Below are 23,527 nucleotides of genomic sequence, written 5' to 3'. Positions count from 1 at the left end.
GACGGTCTCCGATCGTGGAAGGGCTGATGATGCGTCAGAAACGTTGCCTTCAAACGGCTTTCTGCAGGCCCTCACGGACGGTGCGGCGCAGCACCTTGCCGGAGGGATTGCGCGGCAGCTCGTCGACGATGTGGTAGCCGGTGGGGATCTTGTAGTCGGCCAGCCGGCCGCGCAGCGACAGCATCAGCTCGCGCGCGGTGGCGGTGTGGCCGGGGCGCAGCACCACGCAGGCGTGCACGCTCTCGCCCCAGCGGGTGTCGGGCAGGCCCACCACGGCGGCGTCGGCCACCGCCGGGTGGTTGCCCAGCTCCATCTCCACCTCGACCGGGTAGATGTTCTGGCCGGCCACGATGATGGTGTCGTTCATCCGGTCGCACAGGTAGACGTACCCGGCCACGTCCAGGTAGCCGGCGTCGCCCATGTGCAGCCAGTCGCCCACCAGGGTCCGCGCCGTCGCCTCGGGCAGGTTCCAGTAGCCGAGCATCCGGGAGGGGGTGCGGATGCAGATCTGCCCGATCCGGCCGGGCGGCAGCTCCTCGCCGTCCGGGCCGATCACCTTGACCTCGTTGCCCGGGCAGGGCCGGCCCACCGAGCGCAGCCGCCCGACGCCCGGGCGGTGGTCCTCGGGCGGCAGGCAGACCGCCACGCTGCCGGTCTCGGTGCTGGCGTAGATCTGGGTGAACTCGCAGCCGAAGGCCGCCAGGCACTCCTGCAGCAGCAGCTCCGACATCGGCGCCGCGCCGTAGGCGATCTTGCGCAGCGAGGCGAAGGAGACCGGCCCCGCCTCCCGTTCGGCCATCAGCATCTGCAGCATGGCCGGGGCGGCGAAGGTGATGGTGACCCGCTGCTCGCGGATCAGCCGCACCGCCTCCTGCGGGATGAACTGCGGCATCACCACGTTGACCGCACCGGCGTTGAAGCCGTGCATGAACCAGCCGATGCCGGCGATGCCGAAGCCGGGCAGCGAGATCAGGCTGACGTCCTCGGCCCGCCAGTCGATCCAGTCCACGCCGTGCTCGCGCATCGCCGCCGGCAGGGTGAAGAAGCTGCGGTGGGCGAGCACCGCGCCCTTGGGCAGGCCGGTGGTGCCGCTGGTATAGATCTGCACCACCGCGTCCTCGGGACCGGTGCCCGGGTCGAGGTCGGTGTCGGGCGCTGCGGCGTACCAGGCGCGCAGGCCCGCGCCGCGGTCCGCCGCGCCCCCGGGGCCGGTGCCGTCCAGCACCACCACGGTCCGCAGGCCGGGCAGCTGGGGGCGGACCGACTCCAGGGCGGCGGCGAACTCGGCGTCCACGTAGGCCAGGACGGCGCCGGAGTCGCGCACGATGTGCTCCACCTCGGGAGCGGTCAGGCGCCAGTTGACCGGCACCGTCACCGCCCCCGCCTTGGCGCCCGCCAGCAGCGCCAGGTAGTAGTACTCCGACTCGCGGCCCAGGTAGGCCACCCGGTCGCCGCGCCGCACCCCCGCCGCGAGCAGGGCGTGGGCGGCCCGGTTGCTCTCCCGGTGCAACTGCCCATAGCTGGTGGTCCGGTCCTCGCAGACGATCGCGGCTCGCTCGGGCCGGGCATCGGCGTGCCCGCGCGAGGTGTGGACCAGCGTCCACGTCTGGGTGTCTTCCACTGTCTGTCTCCGCATGTGTCGAAGGTGTCGGCCGCGGCGCTGGCGGACTGCTCAGGCGGCGGCCGGGGCGAGCTGCTCCTCCAGGAAGGCGCTGAGCTGACGCACCGTGGGGTGGTCGTACGTCAGGGAGGCGGGCAGCGGCAGTCGGAAGGCGCTCTCCAGGCCGGTCTTGACGGTCTGGGCCATCAGCGAGTCCAGCCCGAGCGAGAGGAACTCGGCGTTCGGCGAGAGTTCGTCGCCCTCCTCCAGGTGCAGCACGTCGGCGACCTTCTCCCGCACCAACTGGTCGATCAGGGCCAGACGTTCGGGCTTGGGCAGGGCCGCCAGGGCCTGCGGCTCGAAGCTGCCGTCCGCCGCCTGGCCCTGGCGGGCCAGGCGGTCGTAGAGGGCGTCCTCCACGCCGCCGACCATATAGCGGTCCCAGTCGAACTCGCCGACCAGCCGCTGGGTGCGCGGCCCGTCCCAGAGCCGGGCCAGGGTGGCCAGCGCCCGGGTGGGGGAGAAGAACCGGACGCCGCTGCGCTCGATCTCCGCGATCAGGTGCTCCTCCAGCCGGGCCGACATGCCGACCCGCGCCCAGGCCGCCCAGTTGACGGACAGGCCCGGCAGGCCCTGCCGCACCCGCCACTCGGCGAGGCTGTCGAGCGCGGCGCCGGCGGCGGCGTAGTGGCCCTGGGTGGCGCCGCCGAGCACGGCGGCGATGGAGGAGTACGAGGTGAAGAACGCGAGCTCCGGGAAGGACGCCGCGGCCTCGTGCAGCAGCCAGCCGCCGTAGGCCTTGGCCGCCAGCTGCTCCTCGAACGCCTCCCAGGTCAGGTCGGCGATCAGGGTCTTGTCGAAGGAACCGGCCGCGTGCACGATGCCGCCCAGCGGGTGGGCCGCGGTGCGCAGCAGGGCGGTCAGCCGCTCGACGTCCTCGCGGCGGCTCACGTCGGCCCGCACCACCTCGACCTCGGCCCGCTCGGCGAGCGCGGCCAGCACCGCGGCGGCCTCCTCGGTGGGCCGGCCGCTGCGGCTGACCAGGGTCAGCTGCCGGGCGCCGAGGTCGACCAGCTTCGCGGCGGTGACCAGGCCGAGGCCGCCGAGGCCACCGGTCACCAGGTAGTTGCGGTCGGGGCGGACGGTGACGGCGGTGCCGTCCGCGGGCGCGGGGCGCAGGCCGGTGAGGTCCACCCAGGCCGTCGTGCCGCGCGCCGCGGTGCGCAGCGCCTCGCCGGTCTCCTCGGGCAGGTAGGTCTCGGCCCCGGCCGGCAGGGCGGCGGGCTCGACGGCGGCGCAGGGCACGAGCAGGGTGCTGCGGAAGGCGCCGTCCCAGCGCACCAGGACCTCGGTGCCCGGGGCGTGGTCCGCCTGCGGGCCCGCGGCCCGCACGATGCCGCGGGCGAGCGAGCCGAGCACCGGTCCGCGCTCGCCGCTCTCGGCCCGCGCGGTGTCCAGCGCCACCGCGGCGTCCTCGGCCGTCAGGGCGACGGCGGTGACCTCGACCCGCAGCTGGTCGCCGCTTGGGGCGTCCACGTCGGTGTGTTCGAGCGCCAGGTCGGACAGGTCCCCGGTGGCCGGGGCGCGCAGCTCGACCTCGCCCGAGGCGGGGGCGGCGGTGTCGCCGGCGACCAGTCGGCGCACGTAGCGGCGGCCGGCGCGCAGCGCCACCTGGTGCTCGCCGGCGGGCTGCGCGGCCAGCTCGGCGGCCAGCGGCGCGAGCGGGCCGGCCGGGTCCGACCCGGTCTGCGGTGCGGGGTCCAGGGCGGCGTCCAGCGCGGGGTCCAGGTCCACCAGCGTCACCCGGTACTGCGGGTACTCGCTGAGCAGCACCCGGCCGAAGCCCCACAGGGTGGCGGCGGCCAGGTGTCCGCCGGTGCCCTGCGGATCGCCCGGCAGCAGCGTGGCGCCCTCGGTGACCAGCCACAGCCGCGGTGGGCGGCGGGCCGCGGCGCCGGCCAACGCGGCGGGCAGCGCGAGCAGGTCGCGGTAGTTGGCCTCGCACTCGGCGCGCAGCCGCTCCAGCGAGGGGACGCTGTCGTGCTGCGGGCGCCAGACCCAGCAGACGTCGGTGACGGCGGGTTCGCGCAGCGCCTCGGCCAGGCCGGCCGTATCCGCGCACCGGGTCACCGTGACCTCCGCTCCGGCGGCGGCCCGGAAGCCGTCGAGCGCCCGGGAGGCGTGCGCGCGCTCGCGGTCGAGCAGCACGACGTGCCGGGCGGTGGGGCCGGCGGCGGGCGGCAGGACCCGGCGCAGCCAGAGCGGCCGGTGCAGGAAGCTGCGTGCTCCGGCGCGGCCCTCGGGACGCTCCAGCTCGACCCCGCGCAGCTCGGCGACCGGCCGCCCGTCCTCCAGCAGCAGCAGGTCCGCGCGGTGGCGGCCCGCCTCGGTGGTGACCCGGGAGAGGACCAGCAGCTCGCCGCCGCGCGGCTTGCGGTGCAGGGTCAGGCCGCCGATCGCGCGCGGCTGGAGCACCGGGCCCTCGGGGTGCAGGACGACGCCGGAGAGCAGGGCGGCGTGCAGCAGTTCGGCGGGCAGCTGCTCGACGGCGGTGCTGTCCTTGCCGCGCACCCGCGCGCTGAGCAGGCCGTCCTCGTGCCGGGTGACCTCCAGCAGCCGGCGGATCCGCGGGCCGTGCGGGTGGCCGACCGAGGCGAGGTCGGTGTGCAGGTCCTCCTCGTCGATCCGCAGCACGGCGGCGCCCAGCTCGTCCGGCGCCGGCCAGGCGGTGGCGGTGGCGGTGGCGATGGGGGCGTCGGGGGCGATCCGGGCGGTGGCGTGGACGCGGTCCGCGCCGTCGACGACGGTGACCACCTCGACCTCGGCGCTGCCGTCCGGGCGGCGCCGCAGCCGGGTGCGCACGGTGACGGGGTTCTCGGCCTCCAGCACCAGCGGTGCGTGCAGCCGCAACTCCTCGACGGCGCCGCGGGTGTGGCCCTCCACGGCGTCCTGGAGCGCGAGCAGCAGGTCGAGGTGGGCGGCGGCGGGCAGGGCCAGGCCGCCGTCCTCGGTGGCCAGGTCGGCGAGCGCGCCGAGGTCGTCGAGGACCAGGTCGGCGGCGAACTCCACGGTGCCGTCCTGCTGTTGCTGGTCCACCCGGGTGCCGAGCAGCGGGTGGTGGGCGGCGGCGCCGGTGGCGGCGGCGCGGCGCGGGCCGGGGGAGGGCAGCCAGTAGCGCTTGCGCTGGAAGGCGTAGGTGGGCAGCGGGATCCGGGCGGGGGCCACGGTCCCCTCGTGCAGCCGGTCGAAGGAGAGCGGCAGGCCGGCGGTGTAGTAGGCGCACAGCGCGTCCAGCACGGCGGTGCCCTCCTTGTCGCGCCGCCGCAGGCTGGGCAGCCACAGGTGCTCGGCCGCATCGAGGCAGCGCTGGGCGAGGGCGGTGAGCGCCGCCGAGGGGCCGATCTCGATCATCGCGTGGCGACCGCGCTTGGCCACCGCCCGGATGCCCGCCAGGAAGCGCACCGGCTCGCCGATGTGCCGCACCCAGTACTCCGGGGTGCCGATCTCGGCGAACCGCGCGGGGCGGCCGGTGAGGTTGGAGACCACGGTGATGGTCGGCTCGTGGAAGGTGATGTCCTTCAGGGCGGTGCGGAAGTCCTCGTAGACCTCCGTCATCAGCGGTGAGTGGAAGGCGTGCGAGACGGCCAGCCGGTCGGTCCGCACGCCGCGCTCGCGCAGCACCTCGGCGACCTGCTCCAGCGGCGCCACGGCGCCCGATATGACGCACTGCTCGGGCGAGTTGACGGCTGCCATGGCCAGGTCGGGGTGGTCGGCCAGCAGCGGTTCGACCTGCTCGGCCGGCGCGCTGACGGCCAGCATGCCGCCCGCGGCGGTGACCGCCTGCATCAGCCGGGCGCGGGCGGCGACCAGGGCCACCGCGTCGGGCAGGTCGAGCACGCCGGAGACCGCGGCGGCGACCACCTCGCCGATGCTGTGGCCGATCAGCACGCTGGGCTTGGCGCCCCAGTCGATCCAGAGCTGCGCGAGGGCGTACTCCAGGGTGAACAGGGCCGGCTGGGTCAGCTCGGTGCGGTTCAGCGCCTCCGGGTCGGGGGCGGTGCCGAGCAGCAACTCGCGGACCGAGCGGCCCAGATGGGGCTGGAACAGCTCGTCGCAGCGGTCGACCAGCTCGCGGAAGAGCGCGTGGCGCCGGTAGAGCGCGGCGCCCATGCCCGGGTACTGCGAGCCCTGGCCGCTGAACAGGAAGGCGATCTTGCGCAGGCCGGCCGGCCCCTCGTGCTCGGCCTGCTGGGTGCGCTCCAGCAGCTTGTCCAGGGCGGCGTGGTCGGCGACCAGTCCGGCCACCCGGTAGGGGAAGTGGGTGCGGTCGGTGTGGCCGGTGCGGCAGAGCGCGTCGAGCGGCACGTCGGGGCGCTCGGCGAGCAGCAGCCGGTAGGCGGCGGCCTGGTCGCGCAGTGCGGCGGCGCTCTTGGCGGAGAGGGTGAAGAGGTTCGCGGCGGGCGACTGCGCCTGCCCGGCGGCGCCCTGCTCGTCCGCGGCCGGCTGCGGGGCCTGCTCCAGGACGACGGCGCCGATCGTGCCGGCGAAGCCGAAGCTGTTGACGACGGCGCGCCGCACCGGGGCCTGCCACGGCTCGCACGCGGTGGGCACCCGGATCGGGTAGAGGTCCCAGGGGATGCGGCCGGAGGGGGTGGTCAGGTTGAGGTGCGGGAAGATCGTCGCCGAGCGGATCTGCAGCAGCGCCTTGATGACGCCGACCAGACCGGAGGCGGGCTCCATGTGGCCCAGGTTGGTCTTCACCGAGCCGACCAGCAGCGGGGCGGCGCTGGTGTGCGAGTCGGCGAAGGCGTCGCCGATGGCGCCGAACTCGATCGGGTCGCCCAGCGGCGTGCCGGTGCCGTGCGCCTCCACGTACTGGATGTCGGCCGGCTCCAGGTGGGCGGCGGCCAGCGCGGCGCGGATCACCTTCTCCTGGGCCGGGCCGTTGGGGACGGTCAGGCCGGCGCTGTCGCCGTCCTGGCCGACCGCGGTGCCGCGGACCACGGCGTGGATCCGGTTGCCGTCCCGCAGCGCGTCCGACAGCCGCTTGAGGACCAGCACCCCGCAGCCCTCGGCGCGCGCGTAGCCGTCGGCGGACTCGTCGAAGGTCTTGCAACGGCCGTCGGGCGAAAGCATGTTGGCGTTGGAGAACATCACCGGGATGCGCGGGTGGTGCACGGCGTTCACGCCGCCGCACAGCGCGATCTCGCACTCGCCGGCGCGCAGGCCCTGGGCGGCCAGGTGCAGCGCCACCAGCGAGGAGGAGCAGGCGGTGTCGATGCTCATGCTCGGGCCGCGCCAGCCCAGGAAGTACGAGATCCGGCCGGAGAGCGGGAACATGGTGATGCCCGAGGCGAGGTGGCCGTCCAGCTCGGTGTACGGCAGCGAGTCCAGCTCCAGGGCGTAGTCGATCGAGCTGGCGCCGACGTACACGCCGCCGTCGCCGCGGCGCAGCGGGGTCGGGTCGATGCCCGCGTGCTCCAGCGCCTGCCAGGCCGTCTCCAGCAGCATCCGCTGCTGGGGGTCCATGTACTGGGCCTCCTTCGGCGAGATGTTGAAGAAGGCGGCGTCGAAGCGGTCGACGTGGTCCAGGAACCCGCCGCCGGTGGTGTGGATCTTGCCCTTGTCCTCCGGGCTCTGCGGCGTGAACGCCGGGACGTCCCAACGGTCCTGCGGCAGCGGGCCGATGCCGGAACGCCCCTCCCGCAGGAAAGCCTCGAACTCGTCGAGCGAGTTGCTGCCACCCGGGAAGCGCAGACCGACACCGACGATGGCGATCGGTTCCGGCGGCTGCGGGTGCGTCACATCGGTCTTCGCTGCCACAGGCGGCATGCCTGGTCCTACCTTTCGGATGGGGGTTCGGTGCTCGGCGGCAGGTGCCGGTCGGTCTCAGCCGGCGAGCGCGTCGGTGAGGTGCTCGACCAGGCGCTCGACCGTGGGCTCGTTGAAGAGTACGTTCGCGTTGATCGCGAGGCCGAGCCGGGTCTCCAGGCGCTCGCGGATCTCGCTCAGCCGCAGCGAGGTGAGGCCGAGGTCGAAATAGCTCGTCTCCTGCGGAAGGTCCTCGTGCTCGGACATCAGCAGGTATTCCCGGAACATCTGCTGGACGACGGTCTCGACTTCCTCGCGTATTTCCAGCGGGGACAGCCCGCGCAGGTCGAGCGGCGCCGAGTTCTCGGTTTTCATGGCAGAGCCCCAATCCAGGGACAGCGAATGGCGGACCGGTGTGCGGATCATCCAAGCCGTCGGTGCTGACGCGGGACTGAGGTATCGCTGACGCGTTCGATTTCCGTACGTCAGAGGCATGTTGGGGCTGCTCGCCGGGCAGTCGGCGCGGTCGGCGCGGGTGGCGCAGGATCAGCAGGGCGTCAGCAACGAGTCAGATCCGATTGCGACCATCAAATCGCCCGAAAGCATGTTCTCCGGATCTGCAGCAGGCACCCGCGCCCAGGTTCCACCGTGCGACGGAACTATTCCGGAACCCCACTCGGAAAGGCTGATGATGCTTCGCGGAACTGTACAGGAGGGAAACGCCGAGGCGTACTCCCGATCAACCGGGACGGCCGGCCGGGCCGAATCCGTCAAGCAACTGAAGAGTTATGACCTCCTCATCGGGGGCAAGGACGTCCCGGGCGACGGCTGGGTCTACACCGTCAGCGGCAAGTCCCTGCTGGAGGACGTGTTCACCAGCGTGAGCCTCAAGCGCACCCTGGAGCAGGACCCGGAGTCCGAGGTCGCCCTCCACCCCTATGTGGTGGGGCGCTGCGCCGTCGCGAACGACGCCGCCATCGACTGGGCCACCCAGGCGGCGGCCGCCGCGGCGCCGCGCTGGGCCGCGGTCCCGCTGGAGCACCGGATGAAGCTCGGCACCCGGTTCCGCGAGGAACTCATCGCCCGCCAGGACGAGTTCCTGGAGATGCTGGTCGCCGAGTCGCACCCGGTGAAGCTGGCCCGCTGGGAGCTCAGCTGCCTGCTGCAGATCTACGCCCCCGGCAGCCTGCGCTGGTACACCAAGCAGATGCGGGTCGAGAAGGACTACGGCGACCGCAAGCTGATCCTGCACCGCCAGCCCGACGGCGTGGTCGGCTTCAACCCGCCGCAGAACGCGCCGCTGCCCAGCGCCGCCCTCTCCGTCCTCGCGATGATGGCCGGCAACGCGGTCGTGGTGCGCGCCCCGCGCAGCATCGCCCTGAGCACCATGTGGCTGCTGCGCGACGTGGTCGCCCCGCTGCTGGAGGAGCTCGACGCGCCGCCCGGCGTGCTCAACGCGATCTGCTCCAACCCCAAGCAGACGCTGGACCGTTGGGTCGCCGACCCGCTGATGGACGACATCTTCTACATCGGCGGCAGCCAGGAGGGCCTGAAGTTCGAGCAGGACTGCGTGGCCAACGGCACCAAGCCGATCCTGGAGCTGGCCGGCAACGACGGCATCGTGGTGTGGTCCGACGCCGACGTGAAGTACGCGGCCGAGGCCATCACCGAGTCCTTCTACGGCTCGGGCCAGATCTGCATGGTGCCGAACTACGTGCTGGTCCACCCGGCGGTGGCCGACGCGCTGATCGCCGAGGTCTGCGAGCAGGTCAAGAGCGTCAAGCCGGGCCTGCCCGAGGAGGAGGACGTGCTGCTCTCCCCGGTGCGCCGCAGCGAGCGCTTCTTCCGCCTGCTGCGCCAGGCGCTGGGCAACGGCGCCGAACTGCTGTGCGGCGGCAACCGGATGGAGGTGGACGGCACGGTCTCCGACACCGGCGTCTTCCTGCAGCCGACCGTGGTGAAGGTCTCCGGCCTCAAGGACGCCCGCAGCTTCGACGTGGTGCGCGAGGAGACCTTCTTCCCGCTCATCCCGATCATCGTGCCGGAGGCCGACGGCGACGACGCGCTGCTGGAGGCCTTCCTCGGCTTCGTCAACAGCAACGACTACGGCCTGCGCAACTCGCTCTGGGCGGGCTCGGACGAGGTGATCGACACCTTCGTGCGCCGGGTGGTCAACGGCGGCCTGCTGAAGGTCAACGACTCGCACATCGGGTTCCTGCCCTACCTCCCGAGCCACGGCGGCACCGGGCGCACCGGTGGCGCCTTCGGCGAGGCCAACTACCCCATGCTCAAGACCTCGCACGTCCAGGGCGTCAGCATCGCGCGCGGCGTGAGCCCGTACCGGGCGGTCTTCGGCGGCTGAGCGCGGTCGTCCCGTCCACCATCGATCGGAGGTAATCCGTTGCGTTCCCTCGACGCCGCCCGGGCCGTCTGTGAGCGGTACCACCCGGGCCTGCTCAAGGAGTTGGAGAGCATCCCGTTCGCCGAGCGGGAGAAGCCCGGCAGCCCGGTGATCGACCTGTTCCGGGTCTACGGCGGAGTGGGCCTGCTGGTGCCCGCCGAGTACGGCGGCCACGGCGCCGACCCGCTGGACGCGCTGTTGGTCCAGCAGGCGCTGGGCGCGATCTCGCCCTCGCTGGCCGCCGCGGTGACCATGCACCACTTCACCGTCGCCATGCTCTACTCGCTGGCCGGCCGCTCCGAGCGGCTCACCGACGCCCAGCTGAACCTGCTGCGCCGGGTCGTCCAGGACCAGCAGCTGCTGGCCTCGGGCTGGGCCGAGGGCCGGACCCAGCAGAACATCCTCACCCCGGCGGTCACCGCGCGGCCGGTGCGGGGCGGCTACCTGCTCTCGGGCTCGAAGAAGCCGTGCAGCCTGTCGGCGTCGATGAACCTGCTGACCGCCAGCATCGCGGTCTACAACGACGAGGGCCCCGCCGAGCTGGCGCTGGCCCTGGTGCCCGCCACGGCGCCGGGCCTGAGCGTGCACCGCTTCTGGGGCAACGAGCTGCTGGCCGGCGCCGAGAGCGACGAGGTGCGGCTCGCGGACGTGTACGTCCCCGAGGACATGGTGGTGCGGGCCGGCGCCGACGACCCGCGCCGGCTGGACGACCTGCAGACGGCCGGCTTCGTCTGGTTCGAGACGCTGATCAGCGCCGGCTACGCCGGTGCCGCCGCCGCCCTGGTCGAGCAGGTGATCCACCGCGAGCGCGGCGGCGCGCTGGAGCGGACCGACCTCGCCATCGAGCTGGAGGCGGTCCTGACGCTGCTGGAGAGCGCCGCCCGCGGCATCGGCCCGTTCCCCGACGACGACGCGGTGGCCCGCAGCCTGGTCGCCCGGTACTCGGTGCAGCGGATGCTGCCGCGGATCGCCGCGCGGGCCCTGGAGCTGCTGGGCGGGCTGGACTTCATCCGCTCGAACGACCACACCGCGGCCGCGGCGGCGGTCCAGGCGCTCGCCTTCCACCCGCCGGCCCGGGCCGCCGCCAGCGATCCGCTGCTGCGCTACTTCCGGGGCGAGGCCCTGGTGCTGGCCTGAGCCGACCCCGCACACCCCCACGCTTCCTTGGAGTGAGTACCTCGTGACCGTACTGCAGGAGACCGCCCCGGCCGCCGCCCCGGCCGATACCGAAGAGAAGATCCTGGGGCTCTACCGGGCCCATCTGAGCAAGGGCCGCGCCACCCTCGCCGAGCTCTTCGGCAGCCACATGGAGACGGCGTCCGAGGGCGCCTGGCTCACCACCAGCGACGGCGAGCGCTTCCTGAACGCCGGCGGCTACGGCGTGTTCATCATGGGCGCCCGCCACCCGATCGTGATGGAGGAGGTGGAGCGCCAGCTGCGCACCCACCCCACCGCCACCCGCATCCTGCTGGAGCCCACCGTGGCGCGGGCGGCCGAGGCGCTGGTCTCGGTCATGCCGCCGGGGCTGGACCGGGTGCACTTCGCGCTCTCCGGCGCCGAGGCGGTGGAGACCGGCCTCAAGCTGGCCCGGGCGGGCGGGTTCCGCCGCACCGTCTCGATGAAGGGCGGCTACCACGGCAAGACCATGGGCGCGCTGTCGGCCACCGCCAAGGAGGTCTACCAGGCCCCGTTCCGCCCGCTGGTGCCGGACTTCCTCCACCTGCCGTTCGGGGACGCCGACGCGCTGGAGGCCGAGCTGGCCGCCCACCCCGGCGAGGTCTGCGTGATCCTGGAGCCGGTCCAGGGCGAGGGCGGGGTCATCATCCCGCCGGCCGGCTACCTGAAGAAGGTGGAGGAACTGGTCCGCCAGTACGGCGGGTTCCTGATCCTGGACGAGGTGCAGACCGGCTTCGGCCGGCTCGGCACCTGGTGGGGCGCCGACGCCGAGGGCGTGGTCCCCGACGTGCTGCTGACCGGCAAGGCGCTGGGCGGCGGGGTGCTGCCGGTCTCGGCCGCGGTCGCCACCCGCAAGGCCTTCAAGCCCTTCGACAAGGACCCCTACGTCCACACCGCCACCTTCTCCGGCCAGCCGGTGCTGATGGCGGCCGTGCAGGGCGCCATCCGCGCCATGCACGAGGAGGACCTGGTCGCCAGGTCGGCCCGCCTGGGCGCCGAACTGCTGCCGCGGATCGCCGAGATCGCCCACCGCAACATCCCCGACCTGGTGGTGGACGTGCGCGGCCAGGGCACCCTGATCGGCCTGGAGCTGATCGAGGCGGGCCTGGCCGGCGAACTGCTGATCGAGCTGTTCAACCACGGCGTGGTGGCCAACCACTCCATGAACGGCAGCTCGGTGGTGCGGTTCACGCCGCCCGCCGTGCTCAGCGCCACCGACGTGGCGTTCCTGCTCAACTCCTTCGATCTGGCCACCCGCGACCTGGTCCGGGGCGCGGCCACTATGCCGGAAGGCGGTACCAAAAGTGCGGCACGTTGAACTGATCGCCCTTGTCCCCGGGCAGGAGGCCGCGGCGGTGCTGGACGCCGTGCGCCGCTGGGAGCGGTACCCGGAGCTCGCCCCGCACGTGAAGGCGACCGAGGTGCACGCGACGCTGCCAGCGCCGGTCGGCTCCTCCAGCTGGGAACTGCACTTCCGCAGCGGCCTGTTGCGCTGGACCGAGGACGACGTCTTCGACCTGGCGGGCAACCGGATCAGCTTCGAGCAGACCGACGGCGACTTCGACAGCTTCACCGGTGCCTGGACGCTGGCCCAGGAGGGCGACGACGTCCGGGTGACCTTCGAGGCGGACTTCGACTTCGGCATCCCGAGCCTGGAGGGCATCCTCGACCCGATCGCCGAGCGGGTCATCAAGGAGACCGTGGCCTGGGCGCTGACCGGGCTCTACCCGGACACCGAGGTGGTCGGGGGCATCGAACTGACCACTCCCGCCGCTGCCGCCGTGTAGCCGGTCGCCCACCAGGAGCTGATGATGGATCAGGCAAATCCCTTCGAGACGCCGAGGACCTACTCCCTGCACCGCGCGGAGTACCTGGTCGCCTTCGCCGTCACCACCGGCCTGCTGATCGCCCACCTCGACCAGGTGCGCTGGCTGCCCGCGGTCGCGCTGTTCCTGTACATCGACCTGATCGGCTACATCCCGGGCGCCCTCGCCTTCAAGCGCAGCGGCGGGCGGCCCGTCCACAAGGGCTACTACGTGGCCTACAACGTGATGCACAGCCTCATCACCCAGGGCGCGGTGGCCGCGCTGTGGTGCCTGCTGGTGAAGCCGGAGTGGGCGTTACTGGTGCTGCCGTTCCACCTCTTCGGGGACCGGGGGCTGTTCGGCAACTTCATGAAGTCCTTCGCGCTCCCCTTCGAGCCGGTGCGCCAGAGCGGCTACCTGCGACTGCTGGACGACCTCGGGGTCGCGCACCCCAAGCCGGTCGGGCACCACGGTGACGGTCCGGTGCCGGTGGGGCACGTCCCCGCCAGGGTCACCGCCACGGCCACTGCTACGGCCACCCCCACGGCCACGCCGAGGCCGGCCGCCGCGCAGCCGGTCGGCAGCCGGTCGGGCGCGCAACGGGAACCGGTGCGATGAGCGCCGCAGCCGCCAGTACCCTCGCGCCGGTGGACGGCCCGGCGCCGGCCGCCCGGCGCCCGGCCCGGCAGGACCCGGCCGAGCGCCGCCGGGCCCTGTACCATCTGGCCTCCCCGGTGTCGGTGCTCACCGTCAACCGGGACGGCCACCTGCACGGCACCACGGCCAGCACGGTCACCCTGATCTCCAAGGACCCGCTGCTGCTCGGGGTCTGCCTGCGGGTCGGCTCCTCCTTCGCCCAACTGGCCGGGGAGGAGGGCCGGTTCGCGGTCAACGTGCTCGGCGCCCAGCAGGCCGACCTGGCCCAGCGGTTCGCGAGCAGGCGCCCGGACGGCGGCGGGCAGTTCGCCGGCCTCCGGTGGTCCCCCGCCCCCTACGCGGGCGCCCCGCTGCTGGCCGGCGCGCTGGCCCACTACGTCTGCCGGGTGCACGGCACCCTCCCGCTGGGCGACAGCCTGGTGCTGCTCGGCCGGGTGGTGCACGCCACCGCCGTCGAGGACTCCCCGCTCCTCAGCTACTCCGGCGCCCTGTTCGCCGGGTCCCTGCAGCCGGTCCTGACATCGAAGGAGACATCCACACCATGAACCACTTCGTGGCGCCCGAGGCCGGCTGGGACACGGCTCCCGGCCTGCTCGACGGCGCGAAGGAACTCACCCTCGGCCCCGAGGAGTGCAACCTCGCCTACTGGTTCACCTCGGTGGCGCAGGGCACGCTCCGCGACCGCGGCGAGACCGGCCACCACCGCGACGCGGTGGTGCCGGACTTCCTCAAGGAGCCCGGCCCGCTGCGCGACGCGCTGGTGCTGGAGTTCGGCTTCCGCGGCCTGTCCGAGGAGATCGCCACCCGGCTGCTCGGCCACTACGTCGCCATCGCCCCCGGGGTTCCGGAACTGGAGTTCTACGCCACCCAGTTGATCGACGAGGCACGGCACGCCCGGGTGTTCCGCAACCACCTGGTGGAGCTGGGGCAGCCGGCCGCGACGCTGCTGCGCGACATCGACGAGATGGCCGCCGACTACCGGGCCCGGGTGCTGGAGCCGGTCGTCGACTTCACCCTCGACATCGTCCGGGACAAGGCCGACTTCCCCGGCGGCGTCGCGGTGTTCGCCATTGTCATCGAGGGCGTGCTGGCCCCCGCCGCCGAGCTGAGCGAGCGCAAGTGGACCCCGCTGTCGCCCGCCACCGGGGAGATCTCCCGCGGCACCGCGATCGACGAGATCCGCCACCTCACCGTGGCCAGCACCATCCTGCGCGACCACGTCGCCCGCCACCCCGAGTACCGGCCCCGGCTGCTGGAGATCCTGCGGGCCGGCGTCGAGCTCTGGGACGAGGTGCCCGACCGGGAGTTCGTGATCCACCGCGAGGAGCTGTTCCAGAAGGGCATGGCGCAGCACGCCGACCTGATCGGCGACTACGAGGTGTGGCCCGGCGTGCGCCTGCTCGACACCACGCCGGACCAGCGCTACGACATGGCCGAGCGGTGGACCGACGAGATGGCCGAGGCCCGGATGGCCTACATGGGCCTGCCGGTGGAAGTCCTCGCCTCACCGGGGGCCGACCGGTGACCCCTCGCCGTGGCCCCGCCGCGGTACTCGCCGGGCTCGGGGCGTACCTGCCGCCCCAGGTGGTCACCAACGAGGACCTGTCGCGCAGGCTGGACACCTCCGACGAGTGGATCCGCAGCCGCACCGGCATCGCCACCCGGCACGTGGTCACGCCCGGCACCGCCACCTCCGACCTGGCGGTCGAGGCGGGCTGGCGGGCGCTGAAGTCGGCGGGCGACGACCGGGTGGACGCGGTGGTGCTCGCCACCACCACCCCGGACCAGCCCTGTCCGGCCACCGCGCCGCAGGTCGCGGCCCGCCTGGGCCTGGGCCACGTGCCCGCCTTCGACGTGGCCGCGGTCTGCTCGGGCTTCCTGTTCGGGCTCGCCAGCGCCGAGGGGCTGATCGCCTCGGGCCTCGCCGAGCGGGTGCTGCTGATCGCGGCGGACGCCTTCACCACGATCATCAACCCCGAGGACCGCACCACCGCGGTGATCTTCGCGGACGGTGCGGGGGCGGTGCTGCTGCGGGCCGGCGAGGCCGGCGAACCCGGCGCGATCGGCCGGCAGATCCTGGGCAGCGACGGCGAGTCGAGCCACCTGATCGAGGTGCCGGCCGGCGGTTCCCGACAGCGCTCCTCGGGCCGCCCCGCCGCGCCCGGGGACGAGTACTTCCGCATGGTGGGCCGGGAGACCTACCGCCATGCGGTCGAGCGGATGACCAGCGTCTCCACCCAGGCCGCCGAGGCGGCCGGCTGGCGGCTGGACGAGGTCGACCGCTTCGTGGCCCACCAGGCCAACGCCCGGATCCTCGGCTCGGTCGCCGACCGGCTGGGGATCCCCGAGGACCGGCGGCTGAGCAACATCGCCCACGTCGGCAACACGGGGGCCGCCTCCATCCCCGTGCTGCTTGCCGAGGCCGCCGCCGACGGCGGCCTGCGGGCCGGTCACAAGGTCCTGCTCACCGCCTTCGGCGGCGGGCTCTCCTGGGGCGCGACCACCCTCGTCTGGCCCGAGGTCGCCGCCACCTGACCCCACCCCACACCTCACCCCACCACAGGTTCCACCCATCCGCGTCAACGAAAGGGAACTGCCATGCAGCTGGACCAGTTCAGGGAAATCCTGGTCGACACCCTCAAGATCTCGCCCGAGGCCATCACCCCGGAGGCCACCCGCGAGGACATCGAGCTCGACTCGCTGGCCGTGGTGGAGCTGTCGCTCCTGCTGAAGGCCGAGTTCGGCCTCGACATCAGCGACGACGAACTGCTGGAGGCCGAGACCGTCGCCGACATGGTGCGACTCATGGAGGAGCGGAGCGCGAAGGTCTGATGGCCGGCATCGACATCGCGGTCACCGGTCTGGGGCTGGTCACACCAGGCGGCGTGGGTGTCGAAGCGAGCTGGGCGAGCGTGTGCGGGGGCCGTTCCCCCGCCGCGCTCGATCCGGCTCTGGAAGGCAACCCGGTGCGGATCTCGTGCCGGGTGCCCGACTTCGATCCCGAGCGCCTGCTGAATGCCCGCCGGGCCCACCGCCTCGACAGGTTCGTACAGTTCGCCCTGGTCGCCGCCCGGGAGGCCATCGCCGACGCCGGCCTCGACCCCGCCACCTGGGACGGGGCGCGGGTCGGGGTGGTCCTCGGCTGCGCGGACGGCGGCCCGGGCACGGTCGAGCAGCAGCACCAGGTCCTGCGCGAGCAGGGCTCGGAGCGGGTCTCCCCGCTGCTGCTGCCCAAGCAGCTGCCCAACATGCTGGCGGGTCAGACCGCCATCGAGTTCGGCGCCACCGGGCCCAACCTGGTGGTCGCCACCGCCTGCGCCTCCGGCGCCACCGCCATCGGCACGGCCCGGGACCTGCTCGCCCTCAACCGCTGCGACGTGGTGCTGGCCGGCGGCAGCGAAGCCATGATCACCCCCCTGGTGATGGCCGGGTTCGCCCAGATGGGCGCGCTCTCCAAGCGCCAGGACGACCCGGCCACCGCCTCGCGCCCCTTCGACGCGGACCGGGACGGCTTCGTGGCCGGCGAGGGCGCCGGGATCCTGGTGATGGAGCGCATCGCCGACGCCCGGGCCCGTCGCGCACGCGTCCGCGGCCGGATCATCGGCTACGGCGCCACCGCCGACGCGCACCACATCACCTCCCCCCACCCCGACGGCGCCGGCATCGAGGCGGCCGTCCGCGCGGCCCTGGCCGACGCGGGCGCGGACCCCGAGGACGTGCAGCACGTCAACGCGCACGGCACCTCCACCCCGCTCAACGACCTGGCCGAGGCCCGGATGATGTACCGGGTGCTCACCGGCAGCCCGCTGGTCACCTCCACCAAGGGCGTCACCGGCCACCTGCTGGGTGCGGCCGGGGCGGTGGAGGCGGCGTTCTCGGTGCTGAGCGTGGAACGGGAGACGGTGCCGCCCACCGCCAACCTCTTCCTGCCCGACCCGCGCATCGACATCAAGCTGGCGCAGAACCTCTCCCACATGCCGATCGACCTGGCGCTGAGCAACTCCTGCGGTTTCGGCGGGCAGAACACCGTGCTCGCCATCGCACCCGCCTGACCCTCCCCCGGCCCACCCCCGCCCCTCCTCCTGGAGCTGCCATGCCCGACAACAGACCCACCCGCCGGCCGGAGGCCCCGGCCGCTCCGGCCGGCCGGCTGACCACCCGTCACATCCTCTTCCTCATCGTCGCCGCGGCGGCACCGCTGTCGGCCATGGTCGGCACGGTGCCGCTGGCGTTCGCCTTCGGGAACGGGGCGGGGGTGCCGGCGGCCTTCGCCTTCGCCGGCATCACCCTGCTCTGCTTCTCGGTGGGGTACGCGGTCAGCGCCCGCCGCACGGGCGGCTCGGGCGGCTTCTACGCCTCCACGGCGGCCGACCTCGGCCGGCCGCCGGCGGTGGCGACCGGATACCTCGCCCTGCTCTCCTACAACTGCGCCACCATCGGACTGGCCGGCGCGCTGGGCTACTTCACCCAGATCATCCTGGCCCAGCACGGCCTCAACCTGCCCTGGGAGTGGTGCGCCGCGGTGGGGATCGCGCTGGTGGCCGTCTTCGGCTACCGCGAGATCGGGGCCAGCGCCAGGCTGCTGGCCCTGCTGATGCTCGGCGAGATCGGGATCCTGTTCGCGCTGGACATCGCGATCCTGGTCAAGCACGGCACCCACGCGCTGCCGGCCTCCTCGTTCTCCGAGCACAGCATGACCGGCCCGGGCACCGGTGTGGCGCTGATGTTCGCGTTCGTCTCGTTCATCGGCTTCGAGTCGGCCGCCCTGTACGGCAAGGAGGCCAAGGACCCGCAGCGCAGCGTGCCGCGCGCCACCTACGGCGCGGTGCTGCTGATCGCCGGCTTCTACGCGCTGACCAGCTGGCTGGCGGTGGGCGCGGTCGGCACCGGCAAGCTCAAGGAGGTGGCCGGCAACGAGCTGGGCAACCTCTTCTTCGACCTCGGCAACAGCTACCTCGGCACGGTCGGCGGCACCTGCCTGCAGGTGATGCTCTGCACCAGCCTGTTCGCCGCCACCCTCGCGCTGCACAGCGCCGCCAACCGCTACGCCCAGGTGCTGGCGGCCGACGGGCTGCTCCCGGCCGGACTGGCCGAGCAGCACCCGAAGTTCGCCTCGCCGCACCGCGCCAGCGTGGTGCAGACCGTGCTGACCGTGGTGGTGGCCGCCGTCTTCGCGCTGGCCGGGCTCAACCCGTACACCTCGATGACCACCAGCATGCTGGGCCTGGGCACGCTGGGCATCGTGGTGCTCCAGGCGGTGGCCGCGCTGTCGGTGGTGGTGGCGCGGCTGCGCGGCGGCGCCCGCGGCGGGAGCTGGCTGCGCGAGGCGGTCATCCCGCTGCTCGGCTTCGCCGGGCTGGTCGCCTCGGTGTGGCTGGTGGTGGGCAACTTCAGCATGCTGACCGGTTCGACCAACGTGCTGGTGGCCGACCTGCCGTGGCTGGTGGTCGCCGTGGTGGTGTTCGGCCTGCTGGCCGCCGCCTGGCTGCGCTCGGCCCGCCGCGCGACGTACCAGCGGCTGGGCACGGCGCACCTGGTGACCGCGCCGGTCGCAGCTCCTGTTGCTGTCCCCGCTCCTGCTCCCGTCCCCGCTCCTGCTGCTGTCCCCGCTCCTGCTCCCGTCCCTGCTGCTGTCCAAGCGCCCGCGATCGATGTCGACGCCGACCTGGCGGCGGCGGTCGCGGCGGGCGCGGTCCTGTCCATGTCCCACGGTGATTCCGGAGAACGCCATGCATGATCCGCGCGAGCTGATCGAGAGGGACCCGGAGGCGGTGCGCCGCCTGGCCCGCCGCAGGTTCGCCTTCGACCGCGAGGCCTTCGCCGCCGCCTACCGGCGCCGGGCCGAGGCCCAGGGCGTGGTCGACGGGCTGCGCGCCGAGGCCAACGCCGCGGCGCGGGCCCGCAAGGCCGGCCCGCCGACCGAGGAGGCCAAGGAGGCGGCCCGCGAACTGCGCGCCCGCACCCAGCTGGCCGAGGCCGAAGTCCGCACTGCCGAGGAGGAGTTCGAGGAACTCGCGCTCGGGATCCCGAACATCCCGCTGGACTCGGTGCCCGACGGCGACTCCGAGAAGGAGGCGGTGGAACTGCGGCGGATCGGCCCGACCGTCCGCACCCCCGGCGTGACACCACGCCACCACGCCGACATCGGCGAGGACCTCGGCATCTTCGACACCAAGACGGCCGCCCGGCTCTCCGGCGCCCGGTTCCACCTCAGCCGCGGCGCCGGGGCCCGCCTGGAACGGGCCCTGTCGGACTTCTTCCTGGACCTGCACACCCAGGAGCAGGGCTACACCGAGTACGCGGTGCCCTACCTGGTGAACCGGGAGACGATGACCGGCACCGGCCAGCTGCCCAAGTTCGAGGAGGACCTGTTCGCGACCTCGGTCGGCGGTCGCGAGCTCTTCCTCATCCCCACCGCCGAGGTGCCGCTGACCAACATGGTGGCCGGCCAGACCCTGGACAGCCGCGAGCTGCCGCAGGCCTTCACCGCCCGCACCCCCTGCTTCCGCGCGGAGGCCGGCGCATACGGCCGCGACACCCGCGGGGTGCTGCGGCTGCACCAGTTCGAGAAGGTCGAGCTGGTCCGGATCTGCGCCCCCGAGGACGCGCCGCACCAGTTCGAGCTGATGGTGGGGCACGCCGAGCAGTGCCTGAAGCTGCTCGAACTCAGCTACCGCGTCGTCCAGTTGCCCGCCGGCGACCTGGGCTTCTCGGCCCGGGTCACCTACGACATCGAGGTCTGGCTGCCCGGCAGCGACTCCTACCGCGAGATCTCCTCGGTCTCCGACTGCGGCACCTTCCAGGCCCGCCGGGCCGGCATCCGCTACAAGACCCCGGACGGCCGCAAGGGCCCCGCCGCCACCCTCAACGGCTCCGCCCTCCCGATCGGCCGCACCGTCGCAGCCCTCCTGGAGCAGGGCCTCCAGGAGGACGGCTCGGTGCTCCTGCCGGACGCGCTGATCCTCTACACCGGCTTCCGCCGCCTGCTCCCGGGCGGCGGCACCTCGACGGACTAGGAGAAGGACCAGGGATCGCGCACAGCAGCAGGGCCCGGCCGGGGGAGATCCGGCTGGGCCCTGCTGCTGAAGGTCAGGCACGGGCAATGGCCAGCAGTGTTCCCAGTGAGCAGCTCCTCGGGTCTGCAGTGGTACAGCCCGGGAAGCGAAGCCCGTGTTGAGCGTCTATCCGCAGGCGAGGTTCGACACCTTGGTATCGCGGGAGGTGTGGCTCTTTGCTACAGCGAGTGCGTTCTTCATGGCTGCTTCCGTTGTCTCTGTGATGTGTCGTCGGGCGCGGGGACGCCGTTGCACCTGGGAGCGAGGGCGGGTCTGCGGGCTCACACCGCCACGAGACGCGCCGGGGTCCGAAGGAGCGCGCTGGTGGCGGGGCTGGGCCTGATGCCGAGTTCGTCATCCAGTTGCTGTTCGAACTGCTGGTAGCGGCGGTGGGCGGTGGCGATCTCTCCGGCTCGCACCATCGCCTCGATGGCGATTCTGCGCGGGCCTTCGCGCAAGGGATCGACCTCGGCCGCAGTGTCGGCGACCTCGGTGGCCAGGAGAAGTTCGCCGGCGTCGAGGCAGGCCCTGGAGAGATCTTCGAGGGCGCGCAGTCGACGGGTATCCCACTGCTCCTGGCCCGGGGTGAGCCATTCCTCGTCCCAGCCGGCGAGCAGGGGATGTTTGAAGTAGCTGCACCAGGGCCGCGCTGATTTGCGCAACTCGCCGTGGGGGATGCCCTGGCAGGCCCATGTGTCGTACAGGTCGGTGGCCGCCCGGTAGTCGAGATGGACATCGTCGGCGAGCGCAACGGACGTGGAACTCACTGTCAGCAGCCCGCCCCCAGGAACACTCCTGTTCAGCCGCCACAAGCCCTGCCGCAGTCGGGCGGATGCACGGCTGGCTGTCAGGTCGGGCCACAACCTGGTGGTGAGGACGTCGCGGCTGATCGGCCCGTCCTCCAGCGCGGCAGCGGCGAGGATCCGTTGTCCGGCGGGACTGATCGTGTGGACGTCGAGGCCGCTGCGACAGCTGAAGCTTGGGAGTAGGGACAGCGAGATGCGCACCAGTGGAACCTCCGTTGAGTGCCGATGAAACCCCGTCACCGAACGTGCCGAAAGTACTACGGTGCACGGACTATGCCTAGGTCGGCAAGATTTTTTGCGCAATCTCTCTTGTGTGTTGTGCCGATATGCGGTGCTTTGGAGCGAATGAGCAGTCAGCAGTAGCCAGTCCGAGGCGACTTGTGTAGAGGTGATGTGGCGACACCGCGGAGACGCTGGGGAGACGGCAAGGCGACGATGGCGAGACGCGGGCCGGGCAGAGTGATCTCCGCGGTCGCAGTTCGCGCCGCATCCAATGAGAGGGGAACGCCATGAAGAAGGCTCTGGCCACCGCGAAGACCAGCAACACTGCCAAGGGCAACGCGGGCAACTTCATCTGCGGCTGACCCTGGTCAGTAGCGCTGTTGAGGGGCTGTGGTCGCCTCCCGGGCGGCCACAGCCCTCCGCATGACCAGCTGAAAGAGGAGTCGATGGGTCAGAAGGTCAGTCGATACGTGGCGTTCAGCGACCACACCTACCGGGACAGCGACGGCGATGCATGGCAGCTGCTGTACGCGACGCGCACGGGGCTGGTACTGCCGGTCATGGCTGAGGTCGTCGGCCTGCTGCGAGAGGGTGACCTCGCTGCTCTGGCCGACGAGGTGCGCGAGGGTCTGACCGCGGCTCAGGCCCTCGTCGACGAGCAGAGCGATGAACTCTCGGACCTACTGGCCGAGCGTCGCGCCGCCGCGGCCGACCGCTCGAAGCTCACCTACGCCCTGTTGCCGACTTCCTACTGCAACATGGGCTGCACCTACTGCGGCCAGGCGCACACGCGCAAGCGTCTGGAGCCGAACCACCGGGACGCGGTCGTACGCCGGGTGGCCGCCGGCATCGCCCGGCCCACCACCAAGGCGGTCGAGATCGGATGGTTCGGTGGCGAGCCAATGGCCGGCTACCCGGTCATCCGGGAACTCTCCCGACCCCTGATCGAGGCCGCCGACGAGCATGGGGTGGACTACAAGGCCCACATCGTCACCAACGGCTCCCTGCTGACCATGGAGCGGTTGGCCACTCTGCACCACGAGTGCAGGGTCGTCCACGCCGAGATCACCCTTGACGGCCCGCAGCGGATCCACGACGTGCACCGCCCCCTGAAGAACGGCAAGGGCTCCTTCCAGCACATCGTCCGCGTGGTCCAGCAGGTCCTCCGCGAGCCTGGCCTGGAAGGCCTGACCATCGGCCTGCGCACCAACGTCAGCCGCGACAACGCCGCCTACGTGGAGGAGTACCTACGCCTCATGGCGGAGGCCGGCATGGCGGACGACCGCGTCGTATTCAGCATCCATGAGGTTCACTCCTGGGGCAACGATGTCAGTGAACTGCAGGTCGCCCGCGCGGGGTTCGCCGAGCAGGAGCTGGAGTGGATGCGCTTGATGACGGAGCTCGATCTGCGCTTCCAGACGCTGCCCGGCGAAGCCAAGAAGACGGTGTGTGTCGCTGTCACCCGCTCTGCCGAGATCATCAGCAGCACCGGCAACGTCTTCTCCTGCAGTGAGCATCCGCTGGTTCCCGAAGCCGAGCAGAACCGCGCTCTCGCTCACGTCGACACCCACCCGGTCCAGCAGGCCAGGCCGCTGGGTGAGTTCGACGACTGGTACGACAGCGTGGAACGCGGGGGCGAATCACCGTGCGACCGCTGCCTTTTCTTTCCCGTCTGTGGCGGATTCTGTCCCAAGCAGTGGCGCGAGGGCACTGTCACCTGTCCGTCGTTCAAGACGAACCTGCAGGGACGTTTCGACGTCACCGCTCAGCTGAACGAGATGCAGCCGATCTGATCCGCAGCGGGCAGCCGCTTCCACCAGGAGCGGTTGTGCGAAGCCGGGTACGCCCAACAATGCATATGGACAAGTCGTATGACTGCACATCAGCCAGGCTCGCGTGGGCCGTGAAGCCCGGTGGAGCCAGGTGAAGGCATACTCACCCAGAAGCACAAGAATTCTTGTGCAATCTTTGTCGGCAGCTCTACCCTCGGACGC

General features: G+C 72.3%; 17 protein-coding genes. 13 read left to right on the top strand and 4 right to left on the bottom strand.

Features of this window, described 5'->3' with window-relative positions; all coding sequences use genetic code 11:
* Positions 1 to 49: 49 nt before the first annotated feature.
* Genes OG500_RS18905 through OG500_RS18895 form a run of 3 tightly spaced genes read right to left on the bottom strand, consistent with a single transcriptional unit; the run spans position 50 to position 7,837 of the window.
* On the bottom strand, positions 50 to 1,636 hold the full coding sequence (locus tag OG500_RS18905; protein WP_442789180.1) for a fatty acid--CoA ligase: 1,587 nt from the start codon (positions 1,634 to 1,636) through the stop codon (positions 50 to 52).
* Positions 1,637 to 1,672: 36 nt separating this feature from the next.
* Positions 1,673 to 7,432 carry an SDR family oxidoreductase gene (locus OG500_RS18900; protein WP_329581792.1) on the bottom strand — a complete coding sequence of 1,920 codons (5,760 nt, stop codon included), beginning with the start codon at positions 7,430 to 7,432 and terminating at the stop codon, positions 1,673 to 1,675.
* Positions 7,433 to 7,489: 57 nt separating this feature from the next.
* A complete protein-coding gene (locus tag OG500_RS18895; RefSeq protein ID WP_327067874.1) occupies positions 7,490 to 7,837 on the bottom strand; it encodes an acyl carrier protein in 348 nt (115 codons plus the stop codon).
* A gap of 265 nt (positions 7,838 to 8,102) precedes the next feature.
* On the opposite strand from OG500_RS18895, the gene OG500_RS18890 reads away from it, so the two are divergent.
* The 12 genes from OG500_RS18890 (at position 8,103) to serS (ending at position 20,466) form a co-directional block, all read left to right on the top strand.
* Positions 8,103 to 9,773 carry an aldehyde dehydrogenase family protein gene (locus OG500_RS18890; RefSeq protein WP_327071598.1) on the top strand — a complete coding sequence of 557 codons (1,671 nt, stop codon included), beginning with the start codon at positions 8,103 to 8,105 and terminating at the stop codon, positions 9,771 to 9,773.
* A 39-nt stretch (positions 9,774 to 9,812) separates the two neighbouring features.
* A complete protein-coding gene (locus OG500_RS18885; protein ID WP_327067873.1) occupies positions 9,813 to 10,949 on the top strand; it encodes an acyl-CoA dehydrogenase family protein in 1,137 nt (378 codons plus the stop codon).
* A 43-nt stretch (positions 10,950 to 10,992) separates the two neighbouring features.
* Positions 10,993 to 12,306 (top strand): aspartate aminotransferase family protein, encoded by a 1,314-nt coding sequence (locus tag OG500_RS18880; RefSeq protein WP_327067872.1) that lies wholly within the window; start codon positions 10,993 to 10,995, stop codon positions 12,304 to 12,306.
* On the top strand, positions 12,293 to 12,775 hold the full coding sequence (locus OG500_RS18875) for a type II toxin-antitoxin system RatA family toxin (RefSeq protein WP_327067871.1): 483 nt from the start codon (positions 12,293 to 12,295) through the stop codon (positions 12,773 to 12,775). The genes OG500_RS18880 and OG500_RS18875 overlap by 14 nt, the downstream gene beginning before the upstream one ends.
* A gap of 24 nt (positions 12,776 to 12,799) precedes the next feature.
* A complete protein-coding gene (locus tag OG500_RS18870; RefSeq protein ID WP_329581787.1) occupies positions 12,800 to 13,411 on the top strand; it encodes a hypothetical protein in 612 nt (203 codons plus the stop codon).
* Positions 13,408 to 13,995 (top strand): flavin reductase family protein, encoded by a 588-nt coding sequence (locus OG500_RS18865; RefSeq protein WP_329581784.1) that lies wholly within the window; start codon positions 13,408 to 13,410, stop codon positions 13,993 to 13,995. The genes OG500_RS18870 and OG500_RS18865 overlap by 4 nt, the downstream gene beginning before the upstream one ends.
* Complete coding sequence (locus tag OG500_RS18860; RefSeq protein ID WP_327067868.1) at positions 13,992 to 14,975, top strand: VlmB-like protein; 984 nt, start codon at positions 13,992 to 13,994, stop codon at positions 14,973 to 14,975. Before OG500_RS18865 ends, OG500_RS18860 begins: the two co-directional genes overlap by 4 nt.
* Positions 14,972 to 15,985, top strand: a complete 1,014-nt coding sequence (locus OG500_RS18855) for a beta-ketoacyl-ACP synthase III (protein WP_329581781.1) — start codon at positions 14,972 to 14,974, stop codon at positions 15,983 to 15,985. Before OG500_RS18860 ends, OG500_RS18855 begins: the two co-directional genes overlap by 4 nt.
* A 63-nt stretch (positions 15,986 to 16,048) precedes the next feature.
* Positions 16,049 to 16,282, top strand: a complete 234-nt coding sequence (locus OG500_RS18850) for an acyl carrier protein (RefSeq protein ID WP_327067866.1) — start codon at positions 16,049 to 16,051, stop codon at positions 16,280 to 16,282.
* Positions 16,282 to 17,502 carry a beta-ketoacyl-[acyl-carrier-protein] synthase family protein gene (locus OG500_RS18845; RefSeq protein WP_329581776.1) on the top strand — a complete coding sequence of 407 codons (1,221 nt, stop codon included), beginning with the start codon at positions 16,282 to 16,284 and terminating at the stop codon, positions 17,500 to 17,502. The genes OG500_RS18850 and OG500_RS18845 overlap by 1 nt, the downstream gene beginning before the upstream one ends.
* Positions 17,503 to 17,543: 41 nt before the next feature.
* Entirely contained in the window at positions 17,544 to 19,187 is a 1,644-nt protein-coding gene (locus OG500_RS18840; RefSeq protein ID WP_329581774.1) for an APC family permease, read from the top strand.
* A complete protein-coding gene (serS, locus tag OG500_RS18835) occupies positions 19,180 to 20,466 on the top strand; it encodes a serine--tRNA ligase (protein WP_329581772.1) in 1,287 nt (428 codons plus the stop codon). Before OG500_RS18840 ends, serS begins: the two co-directional genes overlap by 8 nt.
* A 320-nt stretch (positions 20,467 to 20,786) precedes the next feature.
* Here serS and OG500_RS18830 read toward each other — a convergent pair whose 3' ends face one another.
* Complete coding sequence (locus tag OG500_RS18830) at positions 20,787 to 21,512, bottom strand: AfsR/SARP family transcriptional regulator (protein WP_329581770.1); 726 nt, start codon at positions 21,510 to 21,512, stop codon at positions 20,787 to 20,789.
* Between the two features lie 467 nt (positions 21,513 to 21,979).
* Here OG500_RS18830 and OG500_RS18825 point away from each other — a divergent pair, with 467 nt between their 5' ends.
* Positions 21,980 to 23,326 carry a radical SAM/SPASM domain-containing protein gene (locus OG500_RS18825; protein WP_329581768.1) on the top strand — a complete coding sequence of 449 codons (1,347 nt, stop codon included), beginning with the start codon at positions 21,980 to 21,982 and terminating at the stop codon, positions 23,324 to 23,326.
* The last annotated feature ends 201 nt before the right edge of the window (positions 23,327 to 23,527 follow it).

The organism is Kitasatospora sp. NBC_01250, from assembly GCF_036226465.1.
GTDB lineage: Bacteria > Actinomycetota > Actinomycetes > Streptomycetales > Streptomycetaceae > Kitasatospora.
This window is presented reverse-complemented; position numbering and strand designations above follow the sequence as displayed.

Bases quoted from the DNA above. Each gene is read 5' to 3' on its own strand.
- OG500_RS18905 (WP_442789180.1), bottom strand. From the start codon at position 1,636: ATGCGGAGACAGACAGTGGAAGACACCCAGACGTGGACGCTGGTCCAC.
- OG500_RS18840 (WP_329581774.1), top strand. From the start codon at position 17,544: ATGCCCGACAACAGACCCACCCGCCGGCCGGAGGCCCCGGCCGCTCCG.
- OG500_RS18900 (WP_329581792.1), bottom strand. From the start codon at position 7,432: ATGCCGCCTGTGGCAGCGAAGACCGATGTGACGCACCCGCAGCCGCCG.
- OG500_RS18850 (WP_327067866.1), top strand. From the start codon at position 16,049: ATGCAGCTGGACCAGTTCAGGGAAATCCTGGTCGACACCCTCAAGATC.
- OG500_RS18860 (WP_327067868.1), top strand. From the start codon at position 13,992: ATGAACCACTTCGTGGCGCCCGAGGCCGGCTGGGACACGGCTCCCGGC.
- serS (WP_329581772.1), top strand. From the start codon at position 19,180: ATGCATGATCCGCGCGAGCTGATCGAGAGGGACCCGGAGGCGGTGCGC.
- OG500_RS18895 (WP_327067874.1), bottom strand. From the start codon at position 7,837: ATGATCCGCACACCGGTCCGCCATTCGCTGTCCCTGGATTGGGGCTCT.
- OG500_RS18890 (WP_327071598.1), top strand. From the start codon at position 8,103: ATGCTTCGCGGAACTGTACAGGAGGGAAACGCCGAGGCGTACTCCCGA.
- OG500_RS18825 (WP_329581768.1), top strand. From the start codon at position 21,980: ATGGGTCAGAAGGTCAGTCGATACGTGGCGTTCAGCGACCACACCTAC.
- OG500_RS18865 (WP_329581784.1), top strand. From the start codon at position 13,408: ATGAGCGCCGCAGCCGCCAGTACCCTCGCGCCGGTGGACGGCCCGGCG.
- OG500_RS18870 (WP_329581787.1), top strand. From the start codon at position 12,800: ATGGATCAGGCAAATCCCTTCGAGACGCCGAGGACCTACTCCCTGCAC.
- OG500_RS18845 (WP_329581776.1), top strand. From the start codon at position 16,282: ATGGCCGGCATCGACATCGCGGTCACCGGTCTGGGGCTGGTCACACCA.